Below are 26,386 nucleotides of genomic sequence, written 5' to 3' on the forward strand. Positions count from 1 at the left end.
ACAGGCCCCGGGGGGCACCCTAGCGTGAGCGAGGTTAGTAAAGTTTCTTAACTTTACGAGGCTGGAGACCGCCGTGTTCCCTCGCCCCGCCCGCCGGCTCCCCACGGCCGCCGTGCTCCTGGCCCTGGCCGGCTCCCTGGCCACCGGCGCCTGGAGCGGCTCACGGGAGGCGACCGAGCACCCGCGCCCCGCACGGACCACCCGCGTTCCCTCCACCGCCGGCTCCAGCACCCCGCTGTCCGGCTTCGCCGTCCAGTCCTCGGCGAGGGTGAGCGACTCCGCGGCCGCCGTGTCCTCCCCCGGCTATCCGGCCACGGGCTGGTACCCGGCGGGCCCCCGCTCGACGGTGCTGGCCGCGCTGCTGGCCAACGGCGTGTACGCCGATCCCTTCCACTCGACCGACCAGCAGAAGATCCCGCGGGCCGACTTCGAGGTGCCCTGGTGGTACCGCTCCGACTTCACCGTCGAGGACACCGAGCGGCACACCTCGCTCGACTTCAGCGGCGTCGTCTCGGCGGCCGACGTCTACGTCAACGGCCGGCAGGTGGCGTCGGCCGCGGACGTCACCGGCGCCTACACCCACCACGAGCTGGACATCACCTCACTGGTCAGGCCCGGCACGAACACGGTCGCCTTCCGTGTCCGGCCCAACGACCCGCTCAAGCACCTCACCATGAGCTGGCTCGACTGGATCCAGACGCCGCCCGACCGGAACATGGGCCTCGTCCGGGACGTCCTGGTCCGCCGGGGCGGCCCGGTCGCGCTGCGCGACGCGCACGTGGTGACCGAGCTGGCGGTGCCGTCGCTCGCCACCGCCGACCTGACGGTCAAGGCCCAGGCCCGCAACGACACGGGCACGGCGGTCACGGCGGAGGTCGGCGGCAGCATCGGCGGAACGGAGTTCGGCACGACGGTGTCGCTCGCCGCGCACGAGACGAAGACCGTCACCTTCTCCCCCTCCGACGTCCCGGACCTGCACCTGACCGATCCGAAGGTGTGGTGGCCGGCCGGAATGGGCGGGCAACCCCTGTACGACCTCGATCTCACCGCCACCGTGGCCGGTACGGTGTCGGACACCGCGCACCAGACCTTCGGCATCCGTGACGTACAGGCCCCGTTGAACTCCGACGGCGCCCGCCAGTACTGGATCAACGGCCGCAAGCTGCTGATCAAGGGCGGCGGCTGGTCCCCGGACGAGTTCCTGCGCTGGGACGCCGGTTACGTCGAGGACCGGCTGAAGTACGCCCTCGATCTGGGCCTCAACACCCTCCGGCTGGAGGGCCACCTGGAACCCGACGAGTTCTTCGACCTGGCCGACCGCCACGGGGTGCTGATCCTGCCGGGCTGGCAGTGCTGCAGCAAGTGGGAGGGCGAGGTCAACGGCAGCGAGGCCGGGGACACCTGGACCGCTGCCGACTATCCGGTCGCGAAGGCGTCCATGGCCGGCGAGGCCGCCCGGCTGCGCGCGCACCCGAGCGTGATCTCGTTCCTGATCGGCAGCGACTTCGCACCGGACGCGACGATCGAGAAGAACTACCTGGACGCCCTGAAGGCCGCCGACTGGCCCACCCCGGTCGTCTCCTCCGCCTCCGACCGCTCCTCACCCCAGCTGGGCGGCTCGGGCCTGAAGATGACCGGCCCCTACGACTGGGTGCCGCCCGGCTACTGGTACGCCAAGCGCGAGGGCGGAGCGACCGGCTTCAACTCCGAGACCAGCGCGGGCCCGAGCATCCCCACCCTCGACACCCTGCGCCGGATGATGACGCCCGCCGAACTGGACACGCTCTGGAAGAACCCGGACGCCAAGCAGTACCACCGCTCGCCGTCCGCCACGTTCAGCACCCTCAAGATCTACCACCAGGCGCTCACCGGCCGCTACGGCGCTCCCACCAGCCTCGTCGACTACGTGCGCAAGGCCCAGCTCGCCCAGTACGAGAACGTGCGCGCCCAGTTCGAGGCGTACGGGCGCAACGCGACCGACACGGACCAGCCCGCCACCGGGGTGATCCACTGGATGTTCAACAGCGGCTGGACGTCCCTGCACTGGCAGCTGGTGGACCGCTACCTCGACCAGAACGGTGCCTACTTCGGCGCGAAGAAGGCGAACGAGCCGCTGCACATCCAGTACTCCTACGACAACCGCTCGGTCGTGGTGGTGAACAACCGGCACGCCGCCGCGCAGGGCCTGACCGTACGGGCCACCCTGTTCGACCCCGACGGCACCCAGAGGTACGACAGGACCGTCACCGATGTGGCGGTGGACGGGGAGGGAGCGCACGGCTCCCCGCTCACCCTGCCGTCCTCGGTGAGCGGTCCGGCGCGGACGCATCTGCTCCGGCTGGTGCTGACGGACGCGGACGGCACGGAGGTGAGCCGGAACGTGTACTGGCTCTCCACCCGGGCCGACACCCTCGACTGGAACGGCACCACCTGGTACTACACGCCGACGACGAGCTACGCCGACCTCAAGGGGCTCACCTCGATGGCGCAGGCGCCGGTGGAGGCGACGGCGGCCACGCGTACCTCGGACGGCACGTCCACCACCACGGTGACGCTGCGCCACACCGGGGCCGGGAAGACGCCGGCGCTGCTGACGGACGTCCGTCTCGTGGACGCGCGGAACCAGCCCGTGCTGCCGGTGCGCTGGTCGGACAACGAGGTGAGTCTGTGGCCGGGCGAGTCGGTGACGCTGACCGTCGCCTACCGGACGGCCGACCTGCACGGCTCGGCACCGCACGTGCGGGTCTCCGGCTGGAACACAGCGGAGCGGACGGTGCCCGCGACCTGACACGGGCCGCGGAAGGGGGGGCGGGCCACCGCGGCCCACCCCCCTCTTTTTTTGCTGCTCGGCCCGTCGCCGCTCAGCCCACGTCGAGCGCCGCGTCGTCGATGACGAAGGACGTCTGCAGGGTAGAGCCCTCGGTGCCGGTGAACTTGAGCGTGACCGTCTGGCCCGCGTAGCTCGCGAGGTTGAAGCTGCGCTGGGTGTAGCCGCTCGCCGCGTTGAGGTTCGAGTAGGTGGCGAGGGTCGACAGCACCGATCCGCTGCTGTTGAGAACCTGCGCCTTCAGCGTGTCGTACGCCGTCGAGGTGCTCGTCTCCGCGGTGTCGACATGGAGGTAGAAGCTCAGGGTCGCGCTGGTGCACCCCGCGGGGACGGTCACCGACTGCGCGAGGGTGTCGGTGTGGGCCGAGCCGTAGCCGTTCAGCCATGCCTTGTAGGAACCGGTACGGGCGGCCTCCCCGGTGTCGCCGGTGATGACACCGCTGGACCCGGTCCAGGAGGTGGCACCGGACTCGAAGCCGGGGTTCGCCAGCAGCTGCCCGGCGGTGCAGGTGCCGCCACCGCCGCCGCCCCCACCGCTGGTGCCGTCGCCGGCCAGCCAGGCGGTGGCGTTGAGGGCGAGGGCCGCGTTGGTGGCACCGGAGTCGTTCCAACCGTCGTACAGGGTGTTGCCGGACTGGCCGGTGCCGTCGTCGATCGGGGAGCTGTCGCCCCAGAAGGCGACTTGGCCGCTGCCGAAGGTGCTGGTGGCGAAGAAGGCGCCGGTGTTGCCGGAGTACCCGGTGCGGTAGAGCAGGCCCTTGACGGCGGAGTTGTCGGCGGGCTTGAGGGTGGCCGTGGTGCCACTGGCGATCAGGCTCTTGCTGACGGTGCCGAAGGAGCCGTGCAGCACCGGGTCGGTGCTGTCGCTGACGGCCGACGGGTGGTCGGAACCGATGCTCAGCGAATCCACGGAGAAGCCGAACGGGTCGGTGGAGTCGACGCTGTTGTTCGTCATCAGGTCGTTGAAGATCTCGACCGCGTCCTCACCGTCGTTGTTGCGGTCGGCGCCGGTGTGGTCGGAGATCATGAACAGACCGCCGCCGTTCTTCACGAAGTTCATGATCGCCGTCTTCTCGGCGGACGTGAACAGCGTGTTCGGCTCCGGCAGGACCAGCGTGTCGAAGTTCGACAGATCGGTCGCGGACGTGCCGCCGTAGGCGAGGCTGGAGCCCGACGGCAGGGTCTTCAGGCTGTAGGAGCCGGTCTTCTGCAACGCGACGCCCCACGAGGACAGGGCGCCGGTCCAGTCCGTCTCGGCGGACGGGGTGGAGTCCTGGCCGAGCGGGTCGGGCTGGCTGGTGGAGACGATCCAGTCGGCGTTGCCCGCCGTCTCGGCGTGGGCGTTGTCGAACAGGACGCGGTGGGTGGTCGCCGCGTGGGCGGGCGTGCCGGTGCCGACCTGGAGAGCGGCTCCGGTGAGGAGCAGTCCGAAGCCCGTCAGGGCCGTGGTGAGTCTGCGGCGGAATCTCCTGGATCCGAGCATCCGTCAAAACCTCCAAGTGGGGGTGGGGAGAGGCGGTGCGGGCGCCCAAGTCTGCGCGCGTAGAGCCCGCTTGAGGGTTCTACACGCGTCGATTGGTTGAAAGGTACATGGCATGAAGCGCCGGTGAACAGAGCGGTGAACGGAGGCTTCCTGCGGGCGGCGCCGACCGGTTCGCTCTCGCGAGCGCGACCGCGTCGACGACCGTGCCGGGACCGGCGGCCGGACGGGCGAGCAGCCGCCAGCCGAGGCCGGCGGGCTCGTCGCGGGCGTACAGCCCCACTCGAAGTCCCTCTTCATGGCCGCGGTCCCGGTCACCGCGGCACCGCGCGGGCTGCCCCGGCGCCCGGTGCTGTGCGGTGCACCGCTGGGGTTCGCCGTCTGCAACGCACTGGTCGCGCTGTCGTCGTCGTATCCGCTCACCGTCGCGGCCCGGCTGCCGGCCGGGGCCACGGGCGGCACGCTGCGGGCGCTGCTCGCCGGTTACGCGGCCCGCCGTTGCCCCGGAGCGGGCGGCGGCGACCGTCCCGGAGCCGGCTGGTGGCGGAAGTGCGGGAGCCGCGTCGCCGATCCCACCCGAGGCGCCCGCAGCCTGAGGGTCAGCCCAGTTCGAGGGTGGTGACGCCGAAGACCCGCTCCCGGGCGTGCGCGCGCACCGGGCCGGTGTACATGCGGGCGGTCTCGAACGAGGGCCGCAGTCCCGCCTCTTCGGCGAGGGCGATGCCGGCCGCGTTCGGTTCGGGCACGTCGATCGCCACTTCGCGGCCCGCGACGTCGGCGGTCAGGGCGGCGAACAGGGCCCGGGCGTCGTCGGCGGTGTCCGCGAAGAGGGGGCCGATGCGCAGCGTGTCGTGGCCGGGCCGGATCACGCCGTAGCCGGTGGGGCGCCCGGCGTTCTCGCGAACGACGGCACGGTGGCCGGGGCCGGTGAGCCACTCGGCGAGGAAGCGCGGCCGGTCGGCGGGCTGGCAGGCGCTGTCGTAGGCGGTGAGCGCGGCCAGGTCGGCGGGGCCGGCCGGACGGACGCCGGTGGGCGCGGGGCCGGTGGGCGCGGGGCCGGTGGGCGCGGGGCCGGTGGGCGCGGGGCCGGTGGGCGCGGGGCCGGTGGGCGCGGGGCCGGTGAAACGGACGGTGCGGTAGGCGAACCGGAAGCCGGACTGCCGGTAGTTGTCCTGCTGGGCGACGACTCCGTCCAGGCCGACGGTGCGGCTGCCCGCGTGCGCCAGGGCGGTCTTCCACGTGGTCAGACCGTGTCCGCGGCCGCGCAGGTCGGGGCGGACGAGGTAGCAGCCGAGGAAGGCGTAGTCGGGGCCGTGGTTGACGACGGAGACGGCGGAGACCGGCTCCCCGTCGATCCGGCCGAGGAAGAATCCGTCGGGGTCCTGTGCGAAGAACGCGGGGCCGTCCGACAGTCCGGGGTTCCAGCCCTCCGCCGCCGCCCACCCGCTGATCACCGGCCAGTCGGCGAGGGTGGCCTGCGTGACGACGAGGTCCTGGGGGGCCGCAGAGGTCATCGGTGCGCTCCGTTTCCTTCGGGGGGCGGGCTGTCCTGCGGCACGGCTCCCGGTCGGGCCGTGCCCGCAGCATCCTTCCGGATCGACGGGGGGCCGCGCCACGGGAAGATCAGCCGATGCGCACGACGTCCCGGAGCGGGAGCGACCTGCGCGGCACGGGCGTCGGAGGGGGGTGCCCGCCGGTCGCCGCGCGGACGCGACGGGCCCCGGCGACGCCCGGTACGGCCCCCAGCGGGCCGGCGTCCGGTGGGGGCGGTACGGGAGGAGCCGGTCAGCCGGAGCGGCCCGGGCGGAAGCGGCGGTACAGGATCGCGCCCGTGCCGAGGAGCGCGATGCTGCCGACCGCGGCGGGTGCCGTGAGGTCCGCTCCGGTGTGGGCCAGTGTGGCCGCCGCCGGGCGGGGGGCGGACCGGGGGGACCGGGGCTTCGGCACGCGGGGCTTCGGGGTGGCGGTGCGCGGGGGGCGGCGGGTCTGCTCGCCGGGGTCGTCGACCGCCTGGTTGCCGACGGCCGGATTGCCCACACCGATCACGTCGACACTGTTCCCGGAGACGTTCACCGGGAGGTCGACCGGGAGCTGGACGCCGTTGCCCGAGAGCACCCCGGGCGAGCCGGCCGCCGCGCCGTGGGCGTCGGCCCCGCCGGACGAGGCCGCTCGACCGGACCCGGTCGATGCGCCGGCTCCCCCGGCGCCGTCGGCCTTCGCCCCGCCCGTGTTCGCGCAGGCGTTGCCCGCGGCCGGGTCGAGCAGCCCCACGACGTTCACCGTGTTGCCGCAGATGTTCACCGGCACGTGCACCGGGAGTTGCACGTTGTTGCCGGAGACCAGTCCGGGCGAGCCGGCCGCCGCACCGTGGGCGTCGGCCGCGAAGGCGGCGGACACCGGCAGTGCCACGGCCATCGCGCCCGCTGTGGTGGCGACGGCGATCACGCCGTTTCGGGTAGCCCGTCTCATAGGTTCCCTGCCTTCCAGACGTCGTCGCGGGCACTCACCCGCACCTCGTAGAACGCAGGCGAACCATCCGAGTTATGGCTTATCGGCCTTTCACCCCATCGAGCGTCACTGTTATCGAACTGGATGTAAAACCATCCAATGATCGCCAAGGGGAACGCAGGGCGCGAAGGATACGCCCGCGGGCGCCGTCCCGCTCGCCCGGGAGGCGGGTCGGCCGGGGCCCGCTTATGGTGATCCGAGGGCGCCGACCCCGGTCCGAGGCGGGCGCCCCGGGAGGCGATCGATGCTGGCCATGCTCTCCACCCGGCCCGCCGTGCGGCGCTGTGCGGGTGTCTCGGCGCTCGTCCTCGCGCTGCTCGGAGCCGGGCTGCCCGCGGTCGCCGCCGACCAGCCGCAACCGGACCTGTCCCGGTTCTACCGGCAGAAGCCGACCTGGGCCGCCTGCCAGGGGCCGGACATGCCGAAGGACCTCCAGTGCGCCAAGGTCACCGTGCCGCTCGACTACGCGAAGCCGGGGGCGGGCACGCTCGACGTGGCACTGGCCCGCTACCGCGCCACCGGGAAGTCACGGGGATCGGTGCTGCTGAACTTCGGCGGCCCGGGCGGTGCCGGCATCCCCGCGCTGGCCACCCAGGGCAGGCAGTTCATGGACCTGACCAACGGCTACGACGTGGTCACCTTCGATCCGCGCGGCGTCGGCCGCTCCTCCCCGGTGAGCTGCGGGGAGGGCAGTGACGACGCCTTGGCCCTGGCGGACGACGAGGACATCGGCCGTCCGCAGGCCCTGTTCCGGCAGTTGCGGCAGGCCGCCGGCCAGTGCGCCCGCAACTCCGGTCCGGTGCTGCCCCACATCGGCACCGTGAACGCCTCCCGCGACCTGGACGTCATCCGCCAGGCGCTCGGCGACGACAAGCTCGACTACCTCGGCTTCTCCTACGGCACCCGGCTCGGCGCGGTGTACGCGGCGCAGTTCCCGGGCAAGGTGGGCCGGCTCGTCCTCGACGGCGTGGACACCCTGACCGAGTCGCCGGCCGAGCAGGGGATGGCGGGCGCCGAGGGGCAGCAGACGGCACTGGACGGCTTCCTGGACTGGTGTACGACGGACACCGGCTGTCCGTTCGGGCAGGACCGGCGCAGGGCCGGGGACGAGGTGGTCCGGCTGGTCCACTCGCTCGACAAGGACCCGGTGCCCACGGGCTTCGGCGGCTCGTTCACCGGCCAGGACCTGGTGGGCGCCATCGGCCAGGCCCTCTACGACAAGGAGCTGTGGTCCTCCCTGGAGCGTGCGCTGATCTCGCTGGTCGAGGACGGCGACACCCGGCGCGTCCTCGCCTTCGCCACCGGCGGCATCGGTCTGCCCCGCGACCCGCACCGGACGAACGGCGGGCTGGTCGACACCGAGGACGTCCCGCTGGACAACCTGTCGGCCGCGCTGATGGCGATCAACTGCGCGGACGATCCCGACCGGCCCGCCGCGGCCCGGCTCACCAAGGACCTGAAGGACCTGCGGGCGGCCTACGACCACGCCTCGCCCGTCTTCGGCCGCTACCGGCTCACCCAGCTGCTGATGTGCTACGGCCGGCCCAAGGGCACCGACTTCATCCGCGAGCGGGTGAAGAACGTGCACTCGGCGAAGATGCTGCTCGTCGGCACGCGCGGCGACCCGGCGACGCCGTACCGGTGGGCCGTGGAGACCGCCCACCGGCTCGGCCCGTCGGCGGTGCTGCTCGACAACAAGGGCGACGGCCACACCGGGTACTCCTCGTCCCTGTGCGTGCACCGCAAGATCGACGACTTCCTGCTCTACGGCTCGCTCCCGCCCGACGGCAGTTCCTGTCCCGCGGACGCGCCCCCCGAGTCCGCCACCTCGGACAGCGCCGACTGAGCACGGCGCGCCCCGTGACCCCGCCCCCCCGCCGACGGGTGACAGGAGTGGCGCAACCGGGTGACAGCCGCGAACCGGGGCAACCCGCGCGCCGCGCCGGTCGTCACACTGGGCAGGCGGTCCGGCCGCCGCAGCCCGTACGTGACCACGACAGGGGGCATCCTCATGCGCATCCGCGCCGCCGTCGCCGTACCCGCCGCCTCGGCCGCCGTGGCGGCCCTGCTGCTGACCGCCCCGCAGAGCCGGGCCGCCACCGGCCACGACCGGCCCGTCCGCTGCGCCGAGAAGGCGCTGACGATCCGGGCGAAGGCCGCGGCCGGCCACTCCACCGTGCTGCGGGTCGAGGTCACCAACCGCGGCGCCCGTGCCTGCGTCGTCGACCGCGTGCCCACGGTCACCTTCGGGGACCTGGACGGCGCCGCGCTGCCCGTACCGGAGGGCGGCGCCGGCGACTACCCGCTCGCGGCGGGCGGCACGGCCTACGCCGCTGTCCGGACCATCGCCGACCCCGCCGACCCCGAGGCCCGCCGGGTGGACGCGGTCACCGTGGCGGCGTCGGCCGCGCACTGGGGCCGTTCCTTCACCGCCGCGCGGCTCGGCACCGGGCGGCGGGTCCTCGTCTGGGAGCCGGTGACCACCTGGTGGCAGCGCTCGGCGGCGGCCGCCGACCGGGCCGTCGGGCTGGACCGAGCACCGGCCCGGGCGAGCGGGTCAGTCCAGTACCAGCCCGGGCGAGCAGGTCAGTCCAGGACCAGCTCGGGCGAGTAGAGGTCCAGCCACCCCGCGAGGTCCAGGGTGCGTTCCAGGCCGCGCCGGGCCGCCTGGGTGCTGACCGGCGCGCTGCGCTCGGCGGCCTGCCGGACCCGGTCCCGGTCGACCAGGTCGAAGACGGGGTGGGAGGGCCGGGCGAGGACCTCCTTGACCTGCTCCTGGAGCGCGCGGGCGTACTGCGGGTCCTGCGTGGACGGGTACGGGCTCTTCACCCGCTCGTACACCGACCGCGGCAGGACGTCTGCCGACGCTTCCCGGAGCAGGCTCTTCTCCCGGCCGTCGAAGGACTTCAGGGCCCAGGGCGTGTTGTAGACGTACTCGACCAGCCGGTGGTCGCAGAACGGCACCCGGACCTCCAGGCCGACGGCCATGCTCATCCGGTCCTTGCGGTCGAGCAGCATGCGGACGAAGCGGGTCAGGTGCAGATGGCAGATCCGCCGCATCCGGTACTCGAAGTCGCTCTCGCCGTCCAGCCGGTCGATGCCGGCGACGGCGGTGCGGTACCCGTCGGCGACATACCCCTCCAGGTCCAGGGCCTTGGTGACGTCCGCGCGCACCACGTCTGCGTCCTCCCCGAAGTGGCGGCCCATCGTCGTCAGCCAGGGGAACGTGTCGGCGCGGCGTGCCTCCTCGTCGAAGAACTGGAGATAGCCGCCGAAGACCTCGTCGGCGGACTCGCCGGAGAGGGCCACCGTGGACTTCTCCCGGACGGCGCGGAAGAGGAGCAGCAGCGAGCTGTCCATGTCGCCGAGGCCGGACGGCAGGTCGCGGGCCCGGATCACCCGCTCGCGCACGGCGGGGTCGGCCAGGGCCTCGGAGTCGAGCACGATGTCCTGGTGCTCGGTGCCGGCGAGCCGGGCCACGTCGTGCACGAAGGGCGTGTCGGGGGTGCCCCGCAGTTCGTCGGCGACGAAGTGCTCGGTCTGGCCGGCGAAGTCGACGGCGAAGCTGCGCACCTTCTCGCCCTCCGCGGCGAGTTGCCGGGCGGCGAGGGCGGTCATGGCGGAGGAGTCGAGCCCGCCGGAGAGCAGGGTGCAGCGCGGTACGTCGGCGACCAGTTGGCGCCGGACGATGTCGTCGAGGAGCGAGCGCACGGTGGCGATGGTGGTGTCGCGGTCGTCGGTGTGCGGGCGGGTCTCCAGACGCCAGTACACGCGGGTGGACAGGCCGGTGCCGTCGACGGTGACGACGGTGCCGGGCTCCACCTCGGACATGCCGTCCCAGACGGCGTGTCCCGGCGTCTTGACCATGACGAACAGCTCGCGCAGGCCGTCCAGGGTGACCCGGGGGCGGGCCAGCGGATTGGCCAGGATCGCCTTGGGTTCGGAGCCGAACAGGACGCCGTCGGGGGTGGGGTAGTAGTAGAAGGGCTTGATGCCCATGCGGTCGCGGATCATCACCAGCTTGTCGTGCCGGCCGTCCCAGACGGCGAACGCGTACATGCCGTTGAGCCGTTCGGCGACCGCGTCGCCCCACTCCAGATAGCCGTGCAGCACGACCTCGGTGTCGGAGTCGGTGGTGAACCGGTGGCCACGGTCCGTCAGTTCCCGGCGCAGCTCGGTGAAGTTGTACGTCTCCCCGGAGTAGACCAGGGCGACGGTCCCCCCGGGAGTGGACAGGGACATCGGCTGACGGCCGCCGGGGAGGTCGATGATGGCCAGCCGGCGGTGCCCCAGGGCGGCCGGACCCTCGCACCAGGTGCCGCGATCGTCCGGGCCGCGGCAGGCCATCGTCTCCGTCATCGCATGCAATGTGGTGGTCTCGGCCGTCAGATCACGGTCGAAGGAGACCCATCCGGTGATGCCGCACATGCGCTGCCTCCTGCCTCCGGCCTGCCGGTAGGACCCCGCCCACCTGGGCATTCCTGGTGTCGGAGACCTGCCGGGGCAAACCAGTTGTATCGAGCACCTATATGACGAGCGTCCGCCAGGTGCCCGCGCGCGTCAACGCGGCCGTAACACGACCCGGCCGCCCACCCCGCGGTTCCGGCCGCATTTTGCCTCGGCAAAGTCCGGGGACAGCCGTGTCACCGCGTCCGGGAGGGAAGGAACCGGCCATGGGCAAAAACTTCCTCAAGCGGCCCGCACGTCAGGGCTTCGCGGTCAGGAACGAGTCGAGCACCCCGGTCAGCTCGGCCGGCTTCTCCAGCGGCAGCTCGTGCCCCGCGTCCAGGATGCGCACGACTGCGTCGGGGTAGGCCTTGGCCATCCGGAGCATCTGCCGCACCGGCAGCTGGACGTCGTGGTAGCCGTGCACCATCAGGGTGGGCACGGAGATCTCGCCGGCGCGGTCCAGGACGTCGAAGGCCCGCATCGCGCCGTACAGCGTCATGACGACCTCCCGCGGGGTGGCGGCCGAGGCGCGGATGTGCGCCCGGATCTCCTCGCGCGGGTAGCCGGGCGCGAAGGCCCGCTGGATGTTGGCGGCCACGAAGAGCTTGTACGGCACCAGGGTGGAGGCCGCCATGAGCAGACCCCGGCCCCGGCTGTAGGTCATCCGGCCGATGGAGCCCACCAGCACCAGCCGCTCCACCCGGGCGGGGTGCGCGAGGGCGATGGTCTGCGCGATCATCCCGCCCATCGAGTGACCGACCAGCACGCACCGCTCCACCCCGAGGTGGTCGAGGAGCGCGAGGACGTCGCGCGCCAGCTCGGCGATGGTCCGCACCCCCGCCCCCGTGCTCTCGCCGTGCCCGCGCAGGTCCAGCCGGACCACCCGGCGCCCCGCGGAGAAGTGCGCCATCTGGTGGTCCCAGCGGTGCCGGTTCGCGGTCCAGCCGTGCACGAACACCACGGGCACGTCCGGGGCGTCACGGGGGCCCTCGTCGTCGTACGTCAGCGTCGCTCCGTCGACGTCGAGCTGCGGCATGGGGGCCTCCCGGGGGTGCGGCACGGTCTGGTTACTGACGGGTACGTTATCCGGCGGCACGGCTTCGCGTCACCGGCCGCCGCCGGGAAATCCGGGCCGCGACCGACAGAGTCACCCGTGCCCGGAATACCCCGAATGCCGTAAAGGTGAATCCGCCCTATCGTGCTGTCATGGAGCACGCACTGAGTCCCGCGACCCTCGCCGAACTGCGGCGCCCACGTCCCTACCCGGCGGTCTCCGTGCTGACCCCGACGCACCGTCGGGAGCGCGGCGTCGGCCAGAATCCGGTCCGGCTGCGCAACGCGGTGGCCGAGGCCAGGAGGCGGCTGGAGGCCGACCCCGCCGTCACCCGGGAGCGGCGCGCCGACATCGTCAGCCAACTCGACCGCGCCCTCGCCGAAGTGGATCTCTCACACACCGAGGACGCCCTGGTGATCTTCGCGGCGCCGGGCGAGCACCAGGTCTGGTCGCTGGCCCGCACCGTCCCCGAGCGGGTGGTGTTCTCGGACACCTTCCTCACCCGCAACCTGGTCTCCGCGCAGGCCGCCGAACGGCCCTTCTGGGTGCTGTCGCTCGCCGCCGACCGCATCACGCTGTGGAGCGGCGGCCCCGACCGGGTCGTCGAGGACCACTGCGGAGGCTTCCCGCTGCTGCACGTCCGGGAGAACTTCGACGCCGAGCGGCAGATGCAGATCGGCGACCAGCCGAGCACCTTCCGCGACGAGGGGACGCGCCAGTACCTGCGCGAGGCGGACATCGCCATGAGCACGGTCCTGCGCGAACAGCCCCGCCCGCTGTACATCACCGGCGAACAGGCGGCGCTCTCCCTGCTGGACGAGGTGGGCAGCGTCGCCAAGTCCGCCGTCCACGTGCCGCACGGCGGACTCGCCCACGCCGGTCCGGAGGCCGTGTGGCAGGCACTCCAGCCGGTCCTGGAGGCCGAGGCCCGCAAGGACACCACGTCCGTCATCAGAGAGCTGATCGCGGCACGCGGGCGCAGGAACTTCGCCGCCGGCGTGGACGAGCTGTGGCAGAACGCCCGGGACGGCCGGGTCCGGCTCCTCGCCGTCGAGGAGAACTACCGCACGACCGTCCGCGACAACGGCGACCACCTCCTGCCTGCCGAGCCCGGCGATCTGGACGCCCGCGACGACATCGTGGACGAGATCGTCGAGCAGTGCCTGGAGACCGGCGCCGACGTCCGCTTCGTCCCGGACGGCGCTTTGGGCGACGCGAACGGCATGGCCGGGGTGCTGCGGTACTGAGAACGGCCCCGGAGCGCGCTCCCCGCGCGGCGTACGCTACGGCGTGATCGTCTGCGTAAGGGAGCGCGCGCATGGGTGACCTGCTGGGTGTGGCCGTACTGGGTGCCGGACACATGGGAGCCGATCACATACGACGCCTTGATCAGGTGGTGAGCGGCGCCCGGGTGGCCGCCGTGGCGGACCCCGACACCGAGCGCGCGCAGGAGGCCGTGGCCGGCCTGGACGGCGTGACCGTGCACACGGACCCCGTGGCCGCGCTCGACACACCCGGTGTGGCGGCCGTCCTGGTCGCGTCTCCCGGCCCCGCGCACGAGGAGGCGCTGCTCGCCGCCTTCGCCCGCGGGCTGCCGGTGCTGTGCGAGAAGCCCATGGTCCCGGACTCCGCGGGCGCCCTCCGGGTCCTGGAGGCCGAGGCGCGGCTCGGCCGCCGGCTGGCACAGATCGGCTTCATGCGCCGCTACGACACCGAGTACCGCCGGCTGAAGGCTCTGCTCGACGGGGGCGGCCTGGGCCGGCCCCTGATGCTCCACTGCACGCACCGCAACGTCTCCTCCCCCGCCCACTTCACCAGCGCCATGCTGATCAACAGCTCGGTCTCGCACGAGATCGACGCGGCCCGCTGGCTGCTCGGGCAGGAGCTGACGGCGGTCACCGTGCTGCGGCCCACCCCGTCCTCGGACGCGCCCGAGGGTCTGCTCGACCCGCAGTTCGTGCTGTTCGAGACCGAGCGGGGCGCCCTGGTGGACGTGGAGGTCTTCGTCAACTGCGGATTCGGCTACCAGGTGCGCTGCGAGGCCGTGTGCGAGGCGGGCAGCGCCCGGATCGGCGAGGAGCACACCATGGTGGTCACCTCCCGGGGCGGCGCCGCGGAGGAGGTGGCGCAGGACTACCTCGTCCGCTTCGCCGACGCCTACGACCGCGAGGTGCAGGCGTGGGTCGACGCCACCCGGCGCGGAGAGGTCACCGGCGCGAGCGTCTGGGACGGCTACGCGGCCTCGGTCGTCGCCGAGGCGGGGGTCCGGGCGCTGGAGACCGGCGGCCGGGTGGCCGTCGAACTGGCCCCGCGCCCGGACCTCTACGCGCGGGTCAGCCGCTGATTCCGGCGGCGCCCGTCTCCCGAGGCGCCCGCGGCGACGGTGTACGTCCAGGGGGCTGGTACGGCAGCGCGCGGGCCGCGCGGGTGCCGGGCTGCTGGGCGGGCAGGGCGTTGCCGGTCCGCCAGTCGCTGATGTCCGGGCACTTGGCGGGCTTGCCGATCGCGGCCGTCCAGGTCTCCAGGAAGCGCAGCACCGAGGTGTGCTCGAAGACGTCCGAGGACGTCCTGGTCGGCGGCGAGGGCCTGGTAGACGAGGTGGACGAAGTGGGCGCCGTCGCCCGGCTCGGCGTCGGCGAAGTTCCTGGAGTAGGCGCAGCCGTTGTCGCCGTAGTTGTCCGCCGGCTCTGGTGGACCTTCCGGCTCACCCCGGCGGCCTGCAGGGCCTCCGCGTAGTTCTGCCAGGTCGGGCCGGACTCGTCGCCGCCGTCGTAGCCGGCGGAGTCGACCTTGCCCCTCGACGGGAAGGTGCGGTGGGGAGCGGTGGCGCCGAGCGTGGAGCAGAAGCAGGCGGCACAGACGGTGTGGTTGTCGTCGATCGCGTAGGGGAACGGGATGTCGGAGCGGTCCGGACAGCCCAGCGGGCGGACGTCGCCCACGCCCGCGACCCAGGTGTCGAGGCGGCCCTTGTTCCGGGCGGAGTGCCCTGCCGCCCCGGCCCGCCGTCGGCTCACACCCCGCCGAACAGGGTGCTCAGCCCCCGCTCCACCACCCCGGCGACGTCCTCCTGGCCGCACGGCACCGTCGCGTACGTGCGCACCAGGAAGCGGCGCAGCACCGAGGCCGGGAACAGCAGCAGCGCCATGCCGTGCGGCGAGTGGAGCTCCAGTACGGTACGGGTGCGGCCGTAGGGCCATATCTGCACGTCCCCGTGGCCGGCGGGGGTGCGCAGCCCCTGGTCGAGCAGGGACCGCGCGAACGTCCAGGTGACCTCCTCGCCGTGCAGGGACGCCTCCGCCGGGAAGTCCAGGAACACGGCGAGGGGGTCGTCCGCGGTGTAGCGCAAGGTGGCGGGCACCGGGACCTCCTGGTCCTCGGCGGTGACGAGCCGGGCCTCGGCGAGTTGTTCGACGATGTTGTCCATGCTCTTAAGGAGTCCGCGGAGGCCCGCCACATGCCGTCAATTCCGGTCAGAGTTCGGTGGGTACCGGCCGCTCTGCGGCACCCTGGAACAAAGAACCGTCGAACAAGCGCCTGAACGGCGGGTACAGGCGCTTCGCCTGACTCAACTCGCGTAACTCTCCTACGACTTCACCCGAGCCGCGCGTACGCCGATCGGCCCCTCGGACCTCCCCGGAAAGACTCTGGCATATGTCAGAAGCACCACCGTATCGTGTGTTGCCAAATCCCTTACAGGGCGTCGCGGGCTGTGCCACAGTCGTAACGGTCCCCGCCGTTCCCGCCGTGCCGATCCCCTCATTCCGGAGTGCGTCATGCCGTCCCCAGTCTCCGCGGACCGCCCAGCCGCCCAGCCGCCCGGACGCGGCTCGGTCGAGGCACTGATCACACAGGCGCGGCGACTCAAGGGCGACGTGGACGCCGTGCGGCGGGACACCCGGAGCGACGGTGCGGACCCCCGGGAGCGCTGGCAGCGCGCCCTCTACGACCTCGCCCTGCACCAACTGGACGACCTGGACGTCCACTTGGCCCAGCTGCGGGACGGACCCACTCCCACGCCGGACGAGCCCGCCGAACCGCCCGTCGCCCGGCCCGCGCCGGCCGACGTGCCCCGCGGTTCGCTGCTCAGCCGTGTCGGCAGCGCCGAGTGGAACCTGCTGACGGACGAGGCCGACTGGTCCGGGGAGCTGTACCAGATCCTCGGTCTCGACCCGGCCCGTCCCGCCCTCACCCTGGACGAGCTGCCCAGCCTCGTCCTGGAGGACGACCGGCCGACGCTCACCACGATGGTGACCGACTGCCTGGTCGACGCCAAACCGATCGACGGCGAGTTCCGTGTCGTACGGCCCGACGGCTCCGTGCGGACCGTGCACATGATGGGCGAACCGGTGCTCGGCGCCGACGGCGGCACGACCTCCATGTGGGCCGTGCTCCGCGACGTCAGCGAACTGCGCCGCAGCCAGCGGACGGTGTGCGAGACCCGTGACTCGTTGCACCACCACCGCCGGCAGGAGCGGACCGAGCACCGGATCGCGGCAGAGCTGCAGGAAGCCGTGCTACCGCCATGGCGCGGCTCCCTGCGGCTCCCGCACCAGGGACCGGTGGCCCTGGACCTGGCCGCCCACCGCCTCCCCGCCGCGACCACCACCCCGCTCGGCGGGGACTGGTACGACGCGCTGGAGCTGTCCGACGGCCAGACCCTGCTCAGCGTCGGCGACCTCACCGGACAGGGCGTGGCCGTCGCCTCCGGCCTGGCGATGCTGCTCGGCGCCGTACGCGGCATGGCGCTGGCCGGCTCGGAGCCCGGTCAGCTGCTCACCATGCTCAACCAACTGCTGGACACCACCGTGCAGCCCGCCCTCGGCAGCGCCGTCTGCTGCCGCTACCGGCCCGAGACCCGCACCCTGGTCTGGGCACAGGCAGGACACCCCGCCCCGCTGCTGTTCCGCGACGGGACGGGGCGCATGCTGAACACACCCGACGGCGTCCTGCTCGGCGCCTCCTCGGGCGCCGTCTACGGCCAGTCCGCGGTCACCCTGCGACCGGGCGACCTGCTCCTGCTGTACACCGACGGGCTGCTGTCGGGCCACAGCAGGACGGCGGCGGCGGACCGGCTCCTCGGCCTCGCCGCACGGTTCGACGCGGCACGCACCGCGCAGGACGGGGTGCGGACGGTCGTCGAGGAGTTCGGCGGGGGCGGGCGCGAGGACGACGCGTGTGTGCTCGTCGCCAAGGTCACCGCGTGATCAAGGTCCCCGTGAGCATGGGGCACCGCATGAGAAGGGGTCACCGCATGGGCAAGAGTCACCCTGTGGACTGACCCGTCGGTCGGTCGGACAGCGCACGGGCCCCTATGCCTGTGCGCTGTTGCCGTCCGTCTTGGCCCTCGGCTTGGGCAGGGCGAGCCTGATCTCCTCCCGCAGTTCGTGGATCTTCGGGTAACCGGCGTACTCCGCGGTCAGCCGGTACATCTGCCGCAGCCGGTCCCAGGTGCGACGGGAGGAGTTCGAGCCCATCGACATCAGGGCCAGTCGGGCGTAGCGGTTGGCCTGTTCGGGGTCGTCGGCGATGAAGCAGGCCGAGGCCATGGAGAGATGATCGAAGATCTTGGACCGCTCCCGCCCGTCGACGCGCAGGGCGAGGGCCTTCTCCGCGTAGTACTGGGCGTGCGCGGCCGCGCCCGGGTCGAACTCCGCCAGGGTGCGGTAGGCCAGCGCCTGCATGCCGTACAGATCCTCGTCCTTGAAGGTCTGCATCCAGTCGGGCGTCTCCGCGTCCTGCCGGTCGGAGACGAAGAGATCCTCCGCCTGTCCCAGCGTGCGGCGCATCGCCTGGCCCTTGCCCATCGACGCCTGCGCCCAGGCCTCGATGGTGTGGAACATCGCCTTCGTCCGCGGCTGCAGCCGGTCGCCGGCCCCGGACTGGGCGAGCTTCATCAGGTCCAGGGCGTCGTCCGGCCGGCCGAGGTGCACCATCTGCCGGGCCGCCCGGGACAGCGCCTCACCGGCGCGCGGCCGGTCACCGCCCTCCCGGGCGGCGTGGGCGGCGATGACGAAGTACTTCTGCGCCGTGGGCTCCAGGCCGACGTCGTGCGACATCCAGCCCGCGAGCACGGCGAGGTTGGCGGCGACGCCCCACAGGCGCCGCTGGAGATGGGGTGGATGGTGGTAGGCGAGCATGCCGCCCACTTCGTTGAGTTGCCCCACGACCGCCTTGCGCTGCAGCCCGCCGCCACGGGCCGCGTCCCAGGCGCGGAACACCTCGACCGAGCGCTCCAGCTCCTCGATCTCCTGGGATCCGATCGGGGCGGCCTCGTACCGGTCGAAACCGGCGGGGTCGGCGTGCAGGGGGTCGTCGAGAACAGGGGCGTCGGCCTTCAGGGCCGGGTCGGTGTGCAGCCAGTCGTGCATGGCGCTGCTGAGTGTGGATCCCGCGGCGAGCGCGGCACCCGCGCCCACCAAGCCGCGTCGGTTGAGCATGAGGTCCATTCCCGTGAATTCGGTGAGGACCGCGGCGGTTCGCTCGGGCGCCCACGGCACTCCGTCGGGATGTTCCTCGATCCCGTCGACCTGCCGTTTCCCCGCACGCCCGTGCCGCACCAGACCAAGGTCCTCGGTGGTCACGACACGGCCGAGACGCTCGGTGAACAGAGCCGCCAGCACCCGCGGTACGGGATCGCGCGGGATCTCTCCCGTGTCGATCCACCGCCGCACCCGGGAGGTGTCGGTCGACAGCTGGGGGTGGCCCATGGCCGCCGCCTGCCGGTTGACCAGCCTCGCGAGTTCGCCCTTCGACCAGCCGGCCAGGCCGAACAGGTCCGCAAGGCGGGTGTTGGGTTGTCCGCTCACGTCAAGCCCCCAGGTTCTCGGCTGAGTTGACAGTAGCCCGGTGGAGGTTGCCGGGCGACTATTCGCCAGGGTTCGCCAGGGTCCGCCAGATGGTGTGCCACTGGGCATGGGGTGTCAGGTAGGAACGAGCCACCCCGACCCGGTCGCCACCCGCATATGACGGCCGTAAAGGCCCCGTACGACGGGCAGGACGGGCACATTCCCCAGGGTGTGCCCGGGCGGCCGGGCCGGGTGGGCGCACGCTTCCGAAACCACGCTCACGGGGCACGCCCCCACGAGCAGGGGTTCGGAGTGCGGACGTACAGGCAGGCACAGCAGGCACACGAAGGGACCTGTTTCTCCCATGTACGCAGCATCGTCCTCCGTGTCCGCCCCGCCCCGGCCGCTGCGCCCCCGCCCGGCGGGCGGCGGGCCGTATCTCGACCCGGCGGCGCGTCCGGGCGGCCCCGTGCTCGGCGCGGGCCGGCCCCGGCGGGTACCGGGCCAGCCCGGGACCCAACCGCTCAGCGGGAGGCTCGACTTGTCCGGCCCCCAGGGCGCGCAGCTGCGCACCGCGCTCGCCTCGGTGCACCGGATCTGCCCGGAGTTCGCGCCGGTGCAGGTCCTGCGGCGCAGCGGACGGTCGGTCCTCCTCGTCGGGACGACGGGGCGCAGCACGGCCGTCGCCAAGTGCCTCCTGGACCACTCGCCCGCCTGGGCGGAGCGGAGCCGTCAGGAAATAGCCGCATACCGCTCGTTCGTCCGGCACCGGCCGCCGGTCCGGGTGCCGAGGCTGATCGCGGCGGACCCGGACAACTGCACGCTGGTGATCGAGCGGATGGCGGGCCGTACGGCGGCGTTCCAGCGGCATCCGGCGGAGGCCCCGCCCCGGGCGGACATCCGGGCCGCGCTCGGCGCGATCTGCCGGGTGAACGCCTGGCGGCCCCCGGCGGGCACGTTCGACATGCCGCTGGACTACGCGGCCCGCATGTCCCGGTACCACGAACTGGGCCTGCTCACCGACCGGGACCTCGGAGACCTGCAGAAGCTGCTGCACGGCATCGCCCACGAGGTGGGCCGGCACGGCATGCTCCAGTTCTGCCACGGCGACGCCCTGCTCTCGAACATCCTGCTCTCACCGGCCGGTCCAGTGCTGGTGGACTGGGAGCACGCGGGCTGGTATCTGCCGGGGTACGACCTGGCGACACTGTGGCTGGTCCTCGGGGACGCGCCGGTGGCCCGGCGGCAGATCAGCCAGATCGCCCAGTCGGCGGGCCCGGCCTCCCGGGACGCCTTCCTGGTGAACCTGATGCTCCTGCTGACCCGGGAGATCCGCACCTACGAGACGGCCGTGCAGCGTTCGATGCACGACACGGCCCCGACGGCACCGGGCATGGCCCACCCGGGTGCCGCGCCGTCCGGCGAGGAACAGCGGCTGCTGCTCAGGCGGCTGCACGACGACTGTCAGATGGCCCGCAGGGCCGTCCGCGCGGCGGTCGGCACTCGCTGACGGGGACGACGGCTCCGCGGTGCGCCCTGAGCGGCGGCGCACCGCGGACCTTCGTGCCGGGGCCCGTGTCCTCGGGCACCCGGCGCGGCGGGTGGTGCAAGGGCGCGTTCACTGGTGTACGCCAGTGACGCTCCGCAGGCCCGCGCACCGCCGCCGCGAAACTCGCCGAAACCCCTCCGTGACATGGGAAATCCCCCTCTGACGGCATGATTGACGGATCGTCGGCAAGCGAGTACCACTGACCCAGCTCGGCGCCGCACGCCCCGCCACGCCCGCCCGTCACAGGAGGCCGCATTGCGAGGATCCGCCACCGACCCCACATCCACACCCGGCCACAGACCCCTGCGGCGGACCGCCGTGCCGCTCGCTGCCGCCGCCCTGCTGCTGCCCCTGCTGGGCGCGGCCCCGGCCCACACCGCCACGGACTCCTCCGCGGACCGGCTCCAGCACGCGTTCGCCACCGCGGCGGCCGACTATCACGTGCCACAGAGCGTGCTGCTGGCCGTCTCCTATCTGCAGTCCCGCTGGGACGGGCACGGCGGCGCGCCGAGTGTCACCGGCGGCTACGGTCCGATGCACCTCACCGATGCCCGGACCGCGATCGCCACCGCGGAACACTTCGCCGAAGGGACGGAGGACCCCCGCGGTGACACGGCCCGTGCCGCCCGGCGTCCCACCGTCGAGGCACCGGCCCGGTCGGCGGTCCCGGCCCGGCTGCGGACGCTGCCGAAGGCCGCGGAGCTGACCGGCATCCCGGCCGCCGAGCTGCGCACCGACTCCGCGGCGAACGTGGCCGGCGGCGCCGCTCTGCTCGCCGCCGCGCAGAAGGAGCTGGGCGAGCCGCTCAGCGCCGACCCGGCCGACTGGTACGGCGCGGTGGCCCGGTTCTCCGGCGCCGACGACACGGCGACCGCCGCCGCGTACGCCGACGACGTGTACGACGTGCTGCGCACCGGCGAGGAGCGCACCACGGACGACGGCCAGCTGGTGACGCTGGCCGCCCGGCCACGACTGACCGCCGACACCGCCCAGCTGGAGCGGGCCGGTCTGCGCACGCTGCCCAGGGACGGCACCGAGTGCCCGAAGTCGGTGTCCTGCGAGTCGGTCCCGGCGCCCTACGCCGAGTTCGGGGACAACGACTACGGCAACCACGACCTCGGCGACCGCCCGGCCTCGCAGCGCATCAAATACATCGTCATCCACGACACGGAAGGCGCGTGGGACGGTGTCCTGAAGCTGATCCAGGACCCCACCTATGTGTCGTGGAACTACACGATCCGCTCCACCGACGGTCTGATCGCCCAGCACGTCAAGGCGAAGGACGTGGCCTGGCACGCCGGCAACTGGGACGTCAACGCCCGGTCCATCGGCATCGAGCACGAGGGCTTCCTCGCCGCGCCGGACGCCTGGTACACCGAGGCGATGTACCGCTCCTCGGCGCGGCTGGTGCGGTATCTGGCCAGGACGTACGACATCCCGCTGGACCGGCAGCACATCCTGGGCCACGACAACGTTCCGGGTCCGACCGCCTCCACCGTCCCGGGTATGCACACGGACCCCGGCCCGTACTGGGACTGGCGGCACTACTTCCGGCTGCTGGGCCACCCGTTCCAGCGCACGGCCGGCCGGCACTCGGGGGTGCTGACGATCCTGCCGGACTACGCCTCGAACCGGCCCGTGTACACCGGCTGCACCACCAAGGGCGAGCCCTGCGCGGAGCACGGCTCCAGCGAGGTGCGGCTGTACACGGACCACGACGTCAGCGCCCCGCTGGTGAAGGACATCGGTCTGAGGACGGACCCGACCGACGGGGTGAACGATCTGTCCTCGCGGGTCTCCACCGGCCAGCAGTACGCGGTCGCCGACCGCTGGGGCGACTGGACGGCCATCTGGTACCTCGGCCAGAAGGCCTGGTTCCGCAACCCCCGCGAGGAGCCGGCCGCCGTACCGGCGAAGGGCTTCGTGGTGACCCCGAAGGACGGCCTGGCGAGCGTCCCGGTGTACGGCCGTGCCTACCCGGAGAAGGATGCCTATCCGGCGGGCGTCCCCGCCCAGTCGGTGGTGCCGCTGCCCTACACGATCCCGGCCGGGCAGACGTACGTGGCCGGTGACGAGATGCCCGGCGAGTACTACTACGCGGTCACCTTCACCACCGACTCTCACCGGGTCGTGGTCGGCGAGGACCTGTACTACGAGATCCAGTACGGCCACCGGGTCGCGTTCGTCCGGGCCGCCGACGTGACACTCGAAGCCTCGTCCCGCTAGCCGCGGCAGGGGGCCTCAGCCCTGCTGGAAAAGCTCCGCCGGGAGCGGCTTCAGCAGGGCGTACAGGTCGTCCGTGATCGGGCGGTCCCAGGCGGCGATGGTCACGAGGACGCCGTCGCTGCGGTCGAACTGGACGCAGGAGATCCGGCTCTCGGAGAGCTTGAGCCGCCGCACGATGAGCAGGTTGTCGCCCTGGAGGACCGGCGTGTCCTCGGTGCCGACGACGGTGACCTCCTCGTCGTTCTCCAGCGCCAGCAGCAGCTGGCCCACCTCGAAGGGGATCTCCCCCTCGGCGACGTCGCGAGCCGGGGAGCCCTCCGGGAGATTGCCGATGATCATGGCGGGGCCGCGTCCGCCGAACAGGTCGTAGCGCAGGAAGACACCCTGGCAGGTGCCGTCGGGGGCGGGCAGCAGGCCCGCGCCGAGATTGCCCGGCCAGTCGCCCGGGTCCATGGCCAGCACGTCGAAGTCGGGTCCGGCAGGGGTCGCGCTGCGGCGGCGGAGGAACGACATGCGGCCATGGTACGTGCCCGGGCTCCGGCGGGTGACCTGCGGGCACCCGAAAGATCGTCTACGCCAGGGGGCAGCTGGTGAGCAGGGTCGCCGGGTCCGCGCCGGCCGGACGGCCCACCGTGTGGTCCCCGGGCGGGGCGCCCGCTCCGGCGAGCCAGCGTTCCAGGGCGGTGAACGCGGACCGGTGGCAGGGCACCAGCGGGCGGACCCGGCCGGGGAAGGCGTCGGCCAGGGCGTCGGTGTGGGTGCCGTCCTCGATGCGGTAGTAGCGCAGCAGGGAGCCGCGTCCGGCCCGGTGGACCATGCGGGCGTAGACGTCGGAGTCCTCGCTGATCGGCAGCAGCACGTCGAGGGTGCCCTGGAGGGTGATCAGGGGCTTGCCGATGCGTCCGGTGAGGGCGATGCGGCCGACCGCCCGGTGGACGGCGGCGGGCCGGGCCGGGTAGGCGTAGTCGGCGTCGCAGGCGGGGGTGCCGGAGGCGCAGAACGGGGTGCCGGCCTCGGTGTCCCCGTCGTAGCCGGGGTCGAGTTCCTCGCGGTAGATGCGCTGGGTGAGGTCCCAGTAGACCTGGTGGTGGTACGGCCAGAGGAACTCGGAGCCGGCCGGGAAGCCGGCCCGGTGCAGGGCCGCCGCGGCCTCCGCCGCTCCGGGGCCGCCGGCGGCGTAGACGGGGTAGTGACGCAGCGCGGTCGGCAGGAAGGTGAGCAGGCTGGGGCCGTCGGCGCGCCACAGGGTGCCCTCCCAGTCCACTCCGCCGTCGTACAGCTCGGGGTGGTGCTCCAGCTGCCAGCGCACCAGGTAACCGCCGTTGGAGATGCCGGTGGCCAGGGTGCGGGCCGGGGGCCGCTCGTAGCGCTGGGTGACGACGGTGCGGGCGGCGCGGGTGAGCTGGGTGAGACGGGTGTTCCATTCGGCGATGGCGTCGCCGGGGCGGCGGCCGTCGCGGTGGAAGGCCGTGCCGGTGTTGCCCTTGTCGGTGGCGGCGTAGGCGTAGCCGCGGGCGAGCACCCAGTCGGCGATCGCCCGGTCGTTCGCGTACTGCTCGCGGTTGCCCGGGGTGCCGGCGACCACCAGGCCGCCGTTCCAGCGGTCGGGCAGCCGGATGACGAACTGGGAGTCGTGCTGCCAGCCGTGGTTGGTGTTCGTGGTGGAGGTGTCCGGGAAGTAGCCGTCGATCTGGATGCCGGGTACACCGCTGGGCGTGGACAGGTCCTCGGGGGTGAGCCCCGCGTAGTCGGCCGGGTCGGTGTGTCCGGACGCCACGGTTCCCGCGGTGGTCAGCTCGTCCAGGCAGTCGGCCTGCTGACGGGCGGCGCCGGGCACGTGCAGCCGGGCGCGTCCGGCGCAGTGGGCGTCCGGTGTCCTCGGGCCGATGGGTGTCGCCGTGGCCGGGGTGACCAGGAGCGCGCAGACGGCGGCGAGGGAGAGGGTGCCGAGCGCGGTACGACGGACCGGTCGGCCGGGCGGTGCGGTGCGGTGAAGAGGCATGTGGTTCCTCCGGCGGATGGGGGACGCGCTGGAGGTTAGGGGTGCTGTGGGGGATCCGGACATGTGTGGAGCCGCCATGATGACGGCCCGTTCGGGGGCGTCGGCCACCATGGCGGCGCGTCAGGTCTCCTGGCGTGCCGTCAGGGGCAGCCCGTGTCGGCGAGAGTGAAGTATCCCGTGGGTGATTCCTTGAGGGTGTGGGTGACGAACGTGTTGTACAGGCCCAGGTTCTGGCCGGAGCCCTTGGCGTAGGTGTAGCCGCCGCTGGTGGTGGCCCGGCCTGCCTGTACATGGCCGTAGTTGCTGGCCGTCCAGCAGGCGGCGGTGCCACCGCCCGGGTCCGGGTCGCCCGGGTCGGGGTCGCCCGGTGCGGAGGTGTCCAGGCCGAAGAACCGGGCGATCCAGCGGCTGGAGCAGATCGAGTCGAGGAAGTAGGGGGCACCGGTGCCGCCGCACTGCTCGCCGCCGGTGCCGGGGTCGACCGGGGTGCCGTGCCCGATGCCCGGGACGCGGTCGACCTCGACGGCGACCGTGCCGTCGGCGGCCAGGTACTGGTCCTGCCGGGTGGCGTCGGGGCCGATGGTTGTCGTCCGGGTGGGGGTCTGGGACAGGCCGTGCAGTGCCGTCCACTGGTCTCGCAGCTCGGTGGCGTTGCGCGGTGCGACGGTGGTGTCCTGGTCGCCGTACCAGACGGCCGCCCGCGGCCACGGCCCGGTGTACGCCGGGTAGGCGTCGCGCACCCGCTGGGCCCAGTCGGACGGGCTCAGGTCGACGCCGGGGTTCATGCAGGTGTAGGGGCTGTTGTCGCGCGTGCAGTCGTAGGGCAGACCGGCCACTACCGCACCCGCGGAGAAGACGTCGGGGTAGGCGGCGAGCATGACCGCGGTCATGGCACCGCCGGCGGACAGGCCGGTGACGTAGACGCGTCGCGGGTCGGCGCCGTACGCGGTGACGGCGTGGTCGGCCATCTGGCGGACGGACAGGGCCTCGCCCTGGCCGCGCCGGTTGTCGGCGCTCTGGAACCAGTTGAAGCACTTGCTCGGGTTGTTGGCGGTGCCGGTCTCCGCGAGCACCAGCAGGAAGCCGTCGTGGTCGGCGAGTTGCGGCAGCCCGGAGTTGTCGGCGTAGACCTGGGCGCTCTGCGTGCAGCCGTGCAGGGCCACGACCACCGGGGGGTGGGCCGGCAGGTCGGCGGGCCGGTACACGTACATGGTGAGGGCGCCCGGGTTGGATCCGAAGGCGCTCACCCTGGTGAGCGTGACGGAGGCGCGGGCGGCCGGCGCGGGACCGGTGAGCACGGTGCCGAGGACGACGGCGACGACGGCGAGGAGGCGGGTCAGCAGGCGGGGCAGCGGGCGGGCGCGCGGTGGCGCTTGGGGTGTCCCGCTGGACGGGGGCTGTGGCATGGCGGCTCCTTCGGTGGACACACGGGATCCGGCGGCCGCTCCCGCGGGGGCGGCGTCCGGGGGTGGCGGAACCATAGGTTCGGGTGTGTCCGGGCACCAT

General features: G+C 72.8%; 19 protein-coding genes and 1 pseudogene. 9 read left to right on the plus strand and 11 right to left on the minus strand.

Annotated features, from left to right (window positions below; all coding sequences use genetic code 11):
* Window positions 1-73 precede the first annotated feature (73 nt).
* Window positions 74-2,788 carry a glycoside hydrolase family 2 protein gene (locus tag ACZ7KF_RS21850; protein WP_471077373.1) on the plus strand — a complete coding sequence of 905 codons (2,715 nt, stop codon included), beginning with the start codon at window positions 74-76 and terminating at the stop codon, window positions 2,786-2,788.
* A 73-nt stretch (window positions 2,789-2,861) separates the two neighbouring features.
* Here ACZ7KF_RS21850 and ACZ7KF_RS21855 read toward each other — a convergent pair whose 3' ends face one another.
* A complete protein-coding gene (locus ACZ7KF_RS21855; RefSeq protein ID WP_471077376.1) occupies window positions 2,862-4,310 on the minus strand; it encodes a hydrolase in 1,449 nt (482 codons plus the stop codon).
* A 295-nt stretch (window positions 4,311-4,605) separates the two neighbouring features.
* On the opposite strand from ACZ7KF_RS21855, the gene ACZ7KF_RS21860 reads away from it, so the two are divergent.
* Window positions 4,606-4,929 (plus strand): hypothetical protein, encoded by a 324-nt coding sequence (locus tag ACZ7KF_RS21860; RefSeq protein WP_471077379.1) that lies wholly within the window; start codon window positions 4,606-4,608, stop codon window positions 4,927-4,929.
* Here the strand turns inward: ACZ7KF_RS21860 and ACZ7KF_RS21865 are convergent.
* Both ACZ7KF_RS21865 and ACZ7KF_RS21870 read right to left on the minus strand, forming a co-directional pair.
* A complete protein-coding gene (locus ACZ7KF_RS21865) occupies window positions 4,907-5,821 on the minus strand; it encodes a GNAT family N-acetyltransferase (protein ID WP_471077382.1) in 915 nt (304 codons plus the stop codon). The two genes, ACZ7KF_RS21860 and ACZ7KF_RS21865, sit on opposite strands and share 23 nt — an antisense overlap.
* 271 nt (window positions 5,822-6,092) lie before the next feature.
* The gene (locus ACZ7KF_RS21870) at window positions 6,093-6,752 is read right to left on the minus strand and encodes a chaplin (protein ID WP_471077385.1); all 660 of its coding nucleotides are present in this window, start codon (window positions 6,750-6,752) and stop codon (window positions 6,093-6,095) included.
* 307 nt (window positions 6,753-7,059) lie between these two features.
* Here ACZ7KF_RS21870 and ACZ7KF_RS21875 point away from each other — a divergent pair, with 307 nt between their 5' ends.
* Both ACZ7KF_RS21875 and ACZ7KF_RS21880 read left to right on the plus strand, forming a co-directional pair.
* On the plus strand, window positions 7,060-8,661 hold the full coding sequence (locus tag ACZ7KF_RS21875; RefSeq protein ID WP_471077388.1) for an alpha/beta hydrolase: 1,602 nt from the start codon (window positions 7,060-7,062) through the stop codon (window positions 8,659-8,661).
* Window positions 8,662-8,826: 165 nt separating this feature from the next.
* Window positions 8,827-9,345: pseudogene (locus ACZ7KF_RS21880) on the plus strand (DUF4232 domain-containing protein); the annotation flags it as partial.
* Window positions 9,346-9,401: 56 nt separating this feature from the next.
* Here ACZ7KF_RS21880 and asnB read toward each other — a convergent pair.
* Together asnB and ACZ7KF_RS21890 are read right to left on the minus strand one after the other, a co-directional pair.
* A complete protein-coding gene (gene asnB / locus ACZ7KF_RS21885) occupies window positions 9,402-11,243 on the minus strand; it encodes an asparagine synthase (glutamine-hydrolyzing) (protein WP_471077390.1) in 1,842 nt (613 codons plus the stop codon).
* Between the two features lie 277 nt (window positions 11,244-11,520).
* Window positions 11,521-12,300 (minus strand): alpha/beta fold hydrolase, encoded by a 780-nt coding sequence (locus tag ACZ7KF_RS21890; RefSeq protein ID WP_471077393.1) that lies wholly within the window; start codon window positions 12,298-12,300, stop codon window positions 11,521-11,523.
* A 170-nt stretch (window positions 12,301-12,470) separates the two neighbouring features.
* Here ACZ7KF_RS21890 and ACZ7KF_RS21895 point away from each other — a divergent pair, with 170 nt between their 5' ends.
* Window positions 12,471-13,565 (plus strand): baeRF3 domain-containing protein, encoded by a 1,095-nt coding sequence (locus ACZ7KF_RS21895; protein ID WP_471077396.1) that lies wholly within the window; start codon window positions 12,471-12,473, stop codon window positions 13,563-13,565.
* 71 nt (window positions 13,566-13,636) lie between these two features.
* Window positions 13,637-14,662: a Gfo/Idh/MocA family protein gene (locus ACZ7KF_RS21900; RefSeq protein ID WP_471077399.1), complete on the plus strand. Its 1,026-nt coding sequence runs from the start codon at window positions 13,637-13,639 to the stop codon at window positions 14,660-14,662.
* Here ACZ7KF_RS21900 and ACZ7KF_RS21905 read toward each other — a convergent pair.
* Both ACZ7KF_RS21905 and ACZ7KF_RS21910 read right to left on the minus strand, forming a co-directional pair.
* Window positions 14,652-15,332, minus strand: a complete 681-nt coding sequence (locus tag ACZ7KF_RS21905; RefSeq protein WP_471077401.1) for an alkaline phosphatase family protein — start codon at window positions 15,330-15,332, stop codon at window positions 14,652-14,654. The genes ACZ7KF_RS21900 and ACZ7KF_RS21905 overlap by 11 nt on opposite strands.
* Window positions 15,329-15,742 (minus strand): SsgA family sporulation/cell division regulator, encoded by a 414-nt coding sequence (locus ACZ7KF_RS21910; protein WP_471077404.1) that lies wholly within the window; start codon window positions 15,740-15,742, stop codon window positions 15,329-15,331. The genes ACZ7KF_RS21905 and ACZ7KF_RS21910 overlap by 4 nt, the downstream gene beginning before the upstream one ends.
* A 349-nt stretch (window positions 15,743-16,091) precedes the next feature.
* Here ACZ7KF_RS21910 and ACZ7KF_RS21915 point away from each other — a divergent pair, with 349 nt between their 5' ends.
* Window positions 16,092-17,522, plus strand: coding sequence for a PP2C family protein-serine/threonine phosphatase (locus tag ACZ7KF_RS21915; RefSeq protein ID WP_471077407.1), 1,431 nt, complete (start codon window positions 16,092-16,094; stop codon window positions 17,520-17,522).
* Window positions 17,523-17,627: 105 nt separating this feature from the next.
* Here the strand turns inward: ACZ7KF_RS21915 and ACZ7KF_RS21920 are convergent, their stop codons facing one another.
* Window positions 17,628-19,124, minus strand: coding sequence for a DNA-binding protein NsdB (locus ACZ7KF_RS21920; protein ID WP_471077410.1), 1,497 nt, complete (start codon window positions 19,122-19,124; stop codon window positions 17,628-17,630).
* Between the two features lie 343 nt (window positions 19,125-19,467).
* Here ACZ7KF_RS21920 and ACZ7KF_RS21925 point away from each other — a divergent pair, with 343 nt between their 5' ends.
* Window positions 19,468-20,613 (plus strand): aminoglycoside phosphotransferase family protein, encoded by a 1,146-nt coding sequence (locus ACZ7KF_RS21925; protein ID WP_471077413.1) that lies wholly within the window; start codon window positions 19,468-19,470, stop codon window positions 20,611-20,613.
* Between the two features lie 294 nt (window positions 20,614-20,907).
* Window positions 20,908-22,878 carry an N-acetylmuramoyl-L-alanine amidase gene (locus ACZ7KF_RS21930; protein ID WP_471077416.1) on the plus strand — a complete coding sequence of 657 codons (1,971 nt, stop codon included), beginning with the start codon at window positions 20,908-20,910 and terminating at the stop codon, window positions 22,876-22,878.
* A gap of 15 nt (window positions 22,879-22,893) precedes the next feature.
* On the opposite strand, the gene ACZ7KF_RS21935 is transcribed toward ACZ7KF_RS21930, so the two are convergent.
* The 3 genes from ACZ7KF_RS21935 to ACZ7KF_RS21945 form a co-directional block, all read right to left on the minus strand.
* Window positions 22,894-23,391: a glycosyltransferase family protein gene (locus tag ACZ7KF_RS21935; protein WP_030783931.1), complete on the minus strand. Its 498-nt coding sequence runs from the start codon at window positions 23,389-23,391 to the stop codon at window positions 22,894-22,896.
* Between the two features lie 58 nt (window positions 23,392-23,449).
* On the minus strand, window positions 23,450-24,880 hold the full coding sequence (locus ACZ7KF_RS21940) for a 3-hydroxybutyrate oligomer hydrolase family protein (RefSeq protein ID WP_471077419.1): 1,431 nt from the start codon (window positions 24,878-24,880) through the stop codon (window positions 23,450-23,452).
* Between the two features lie 140 nt (window positions 24,881-25,020).
* On the minus strand, window positions 25,021-26,286 hold the full coding sequence (locus ACZ7KF_RS21945) for an extracellular catalytic domain type 1 short-chain-length polyhydroxyalkanoate depolymerase (protein ID WP_471077422.1): 1,266 nt from the start codon (window positions 26,284-26,286) through the stop codon (window positions 25,021-25,023).
* Window positions 26,287-26,386 lie beyond the last annotated feature (100 nt).

It is taken from the genome of Streptomyces sp. NPDC038200 (assembly GCF_055600785.1).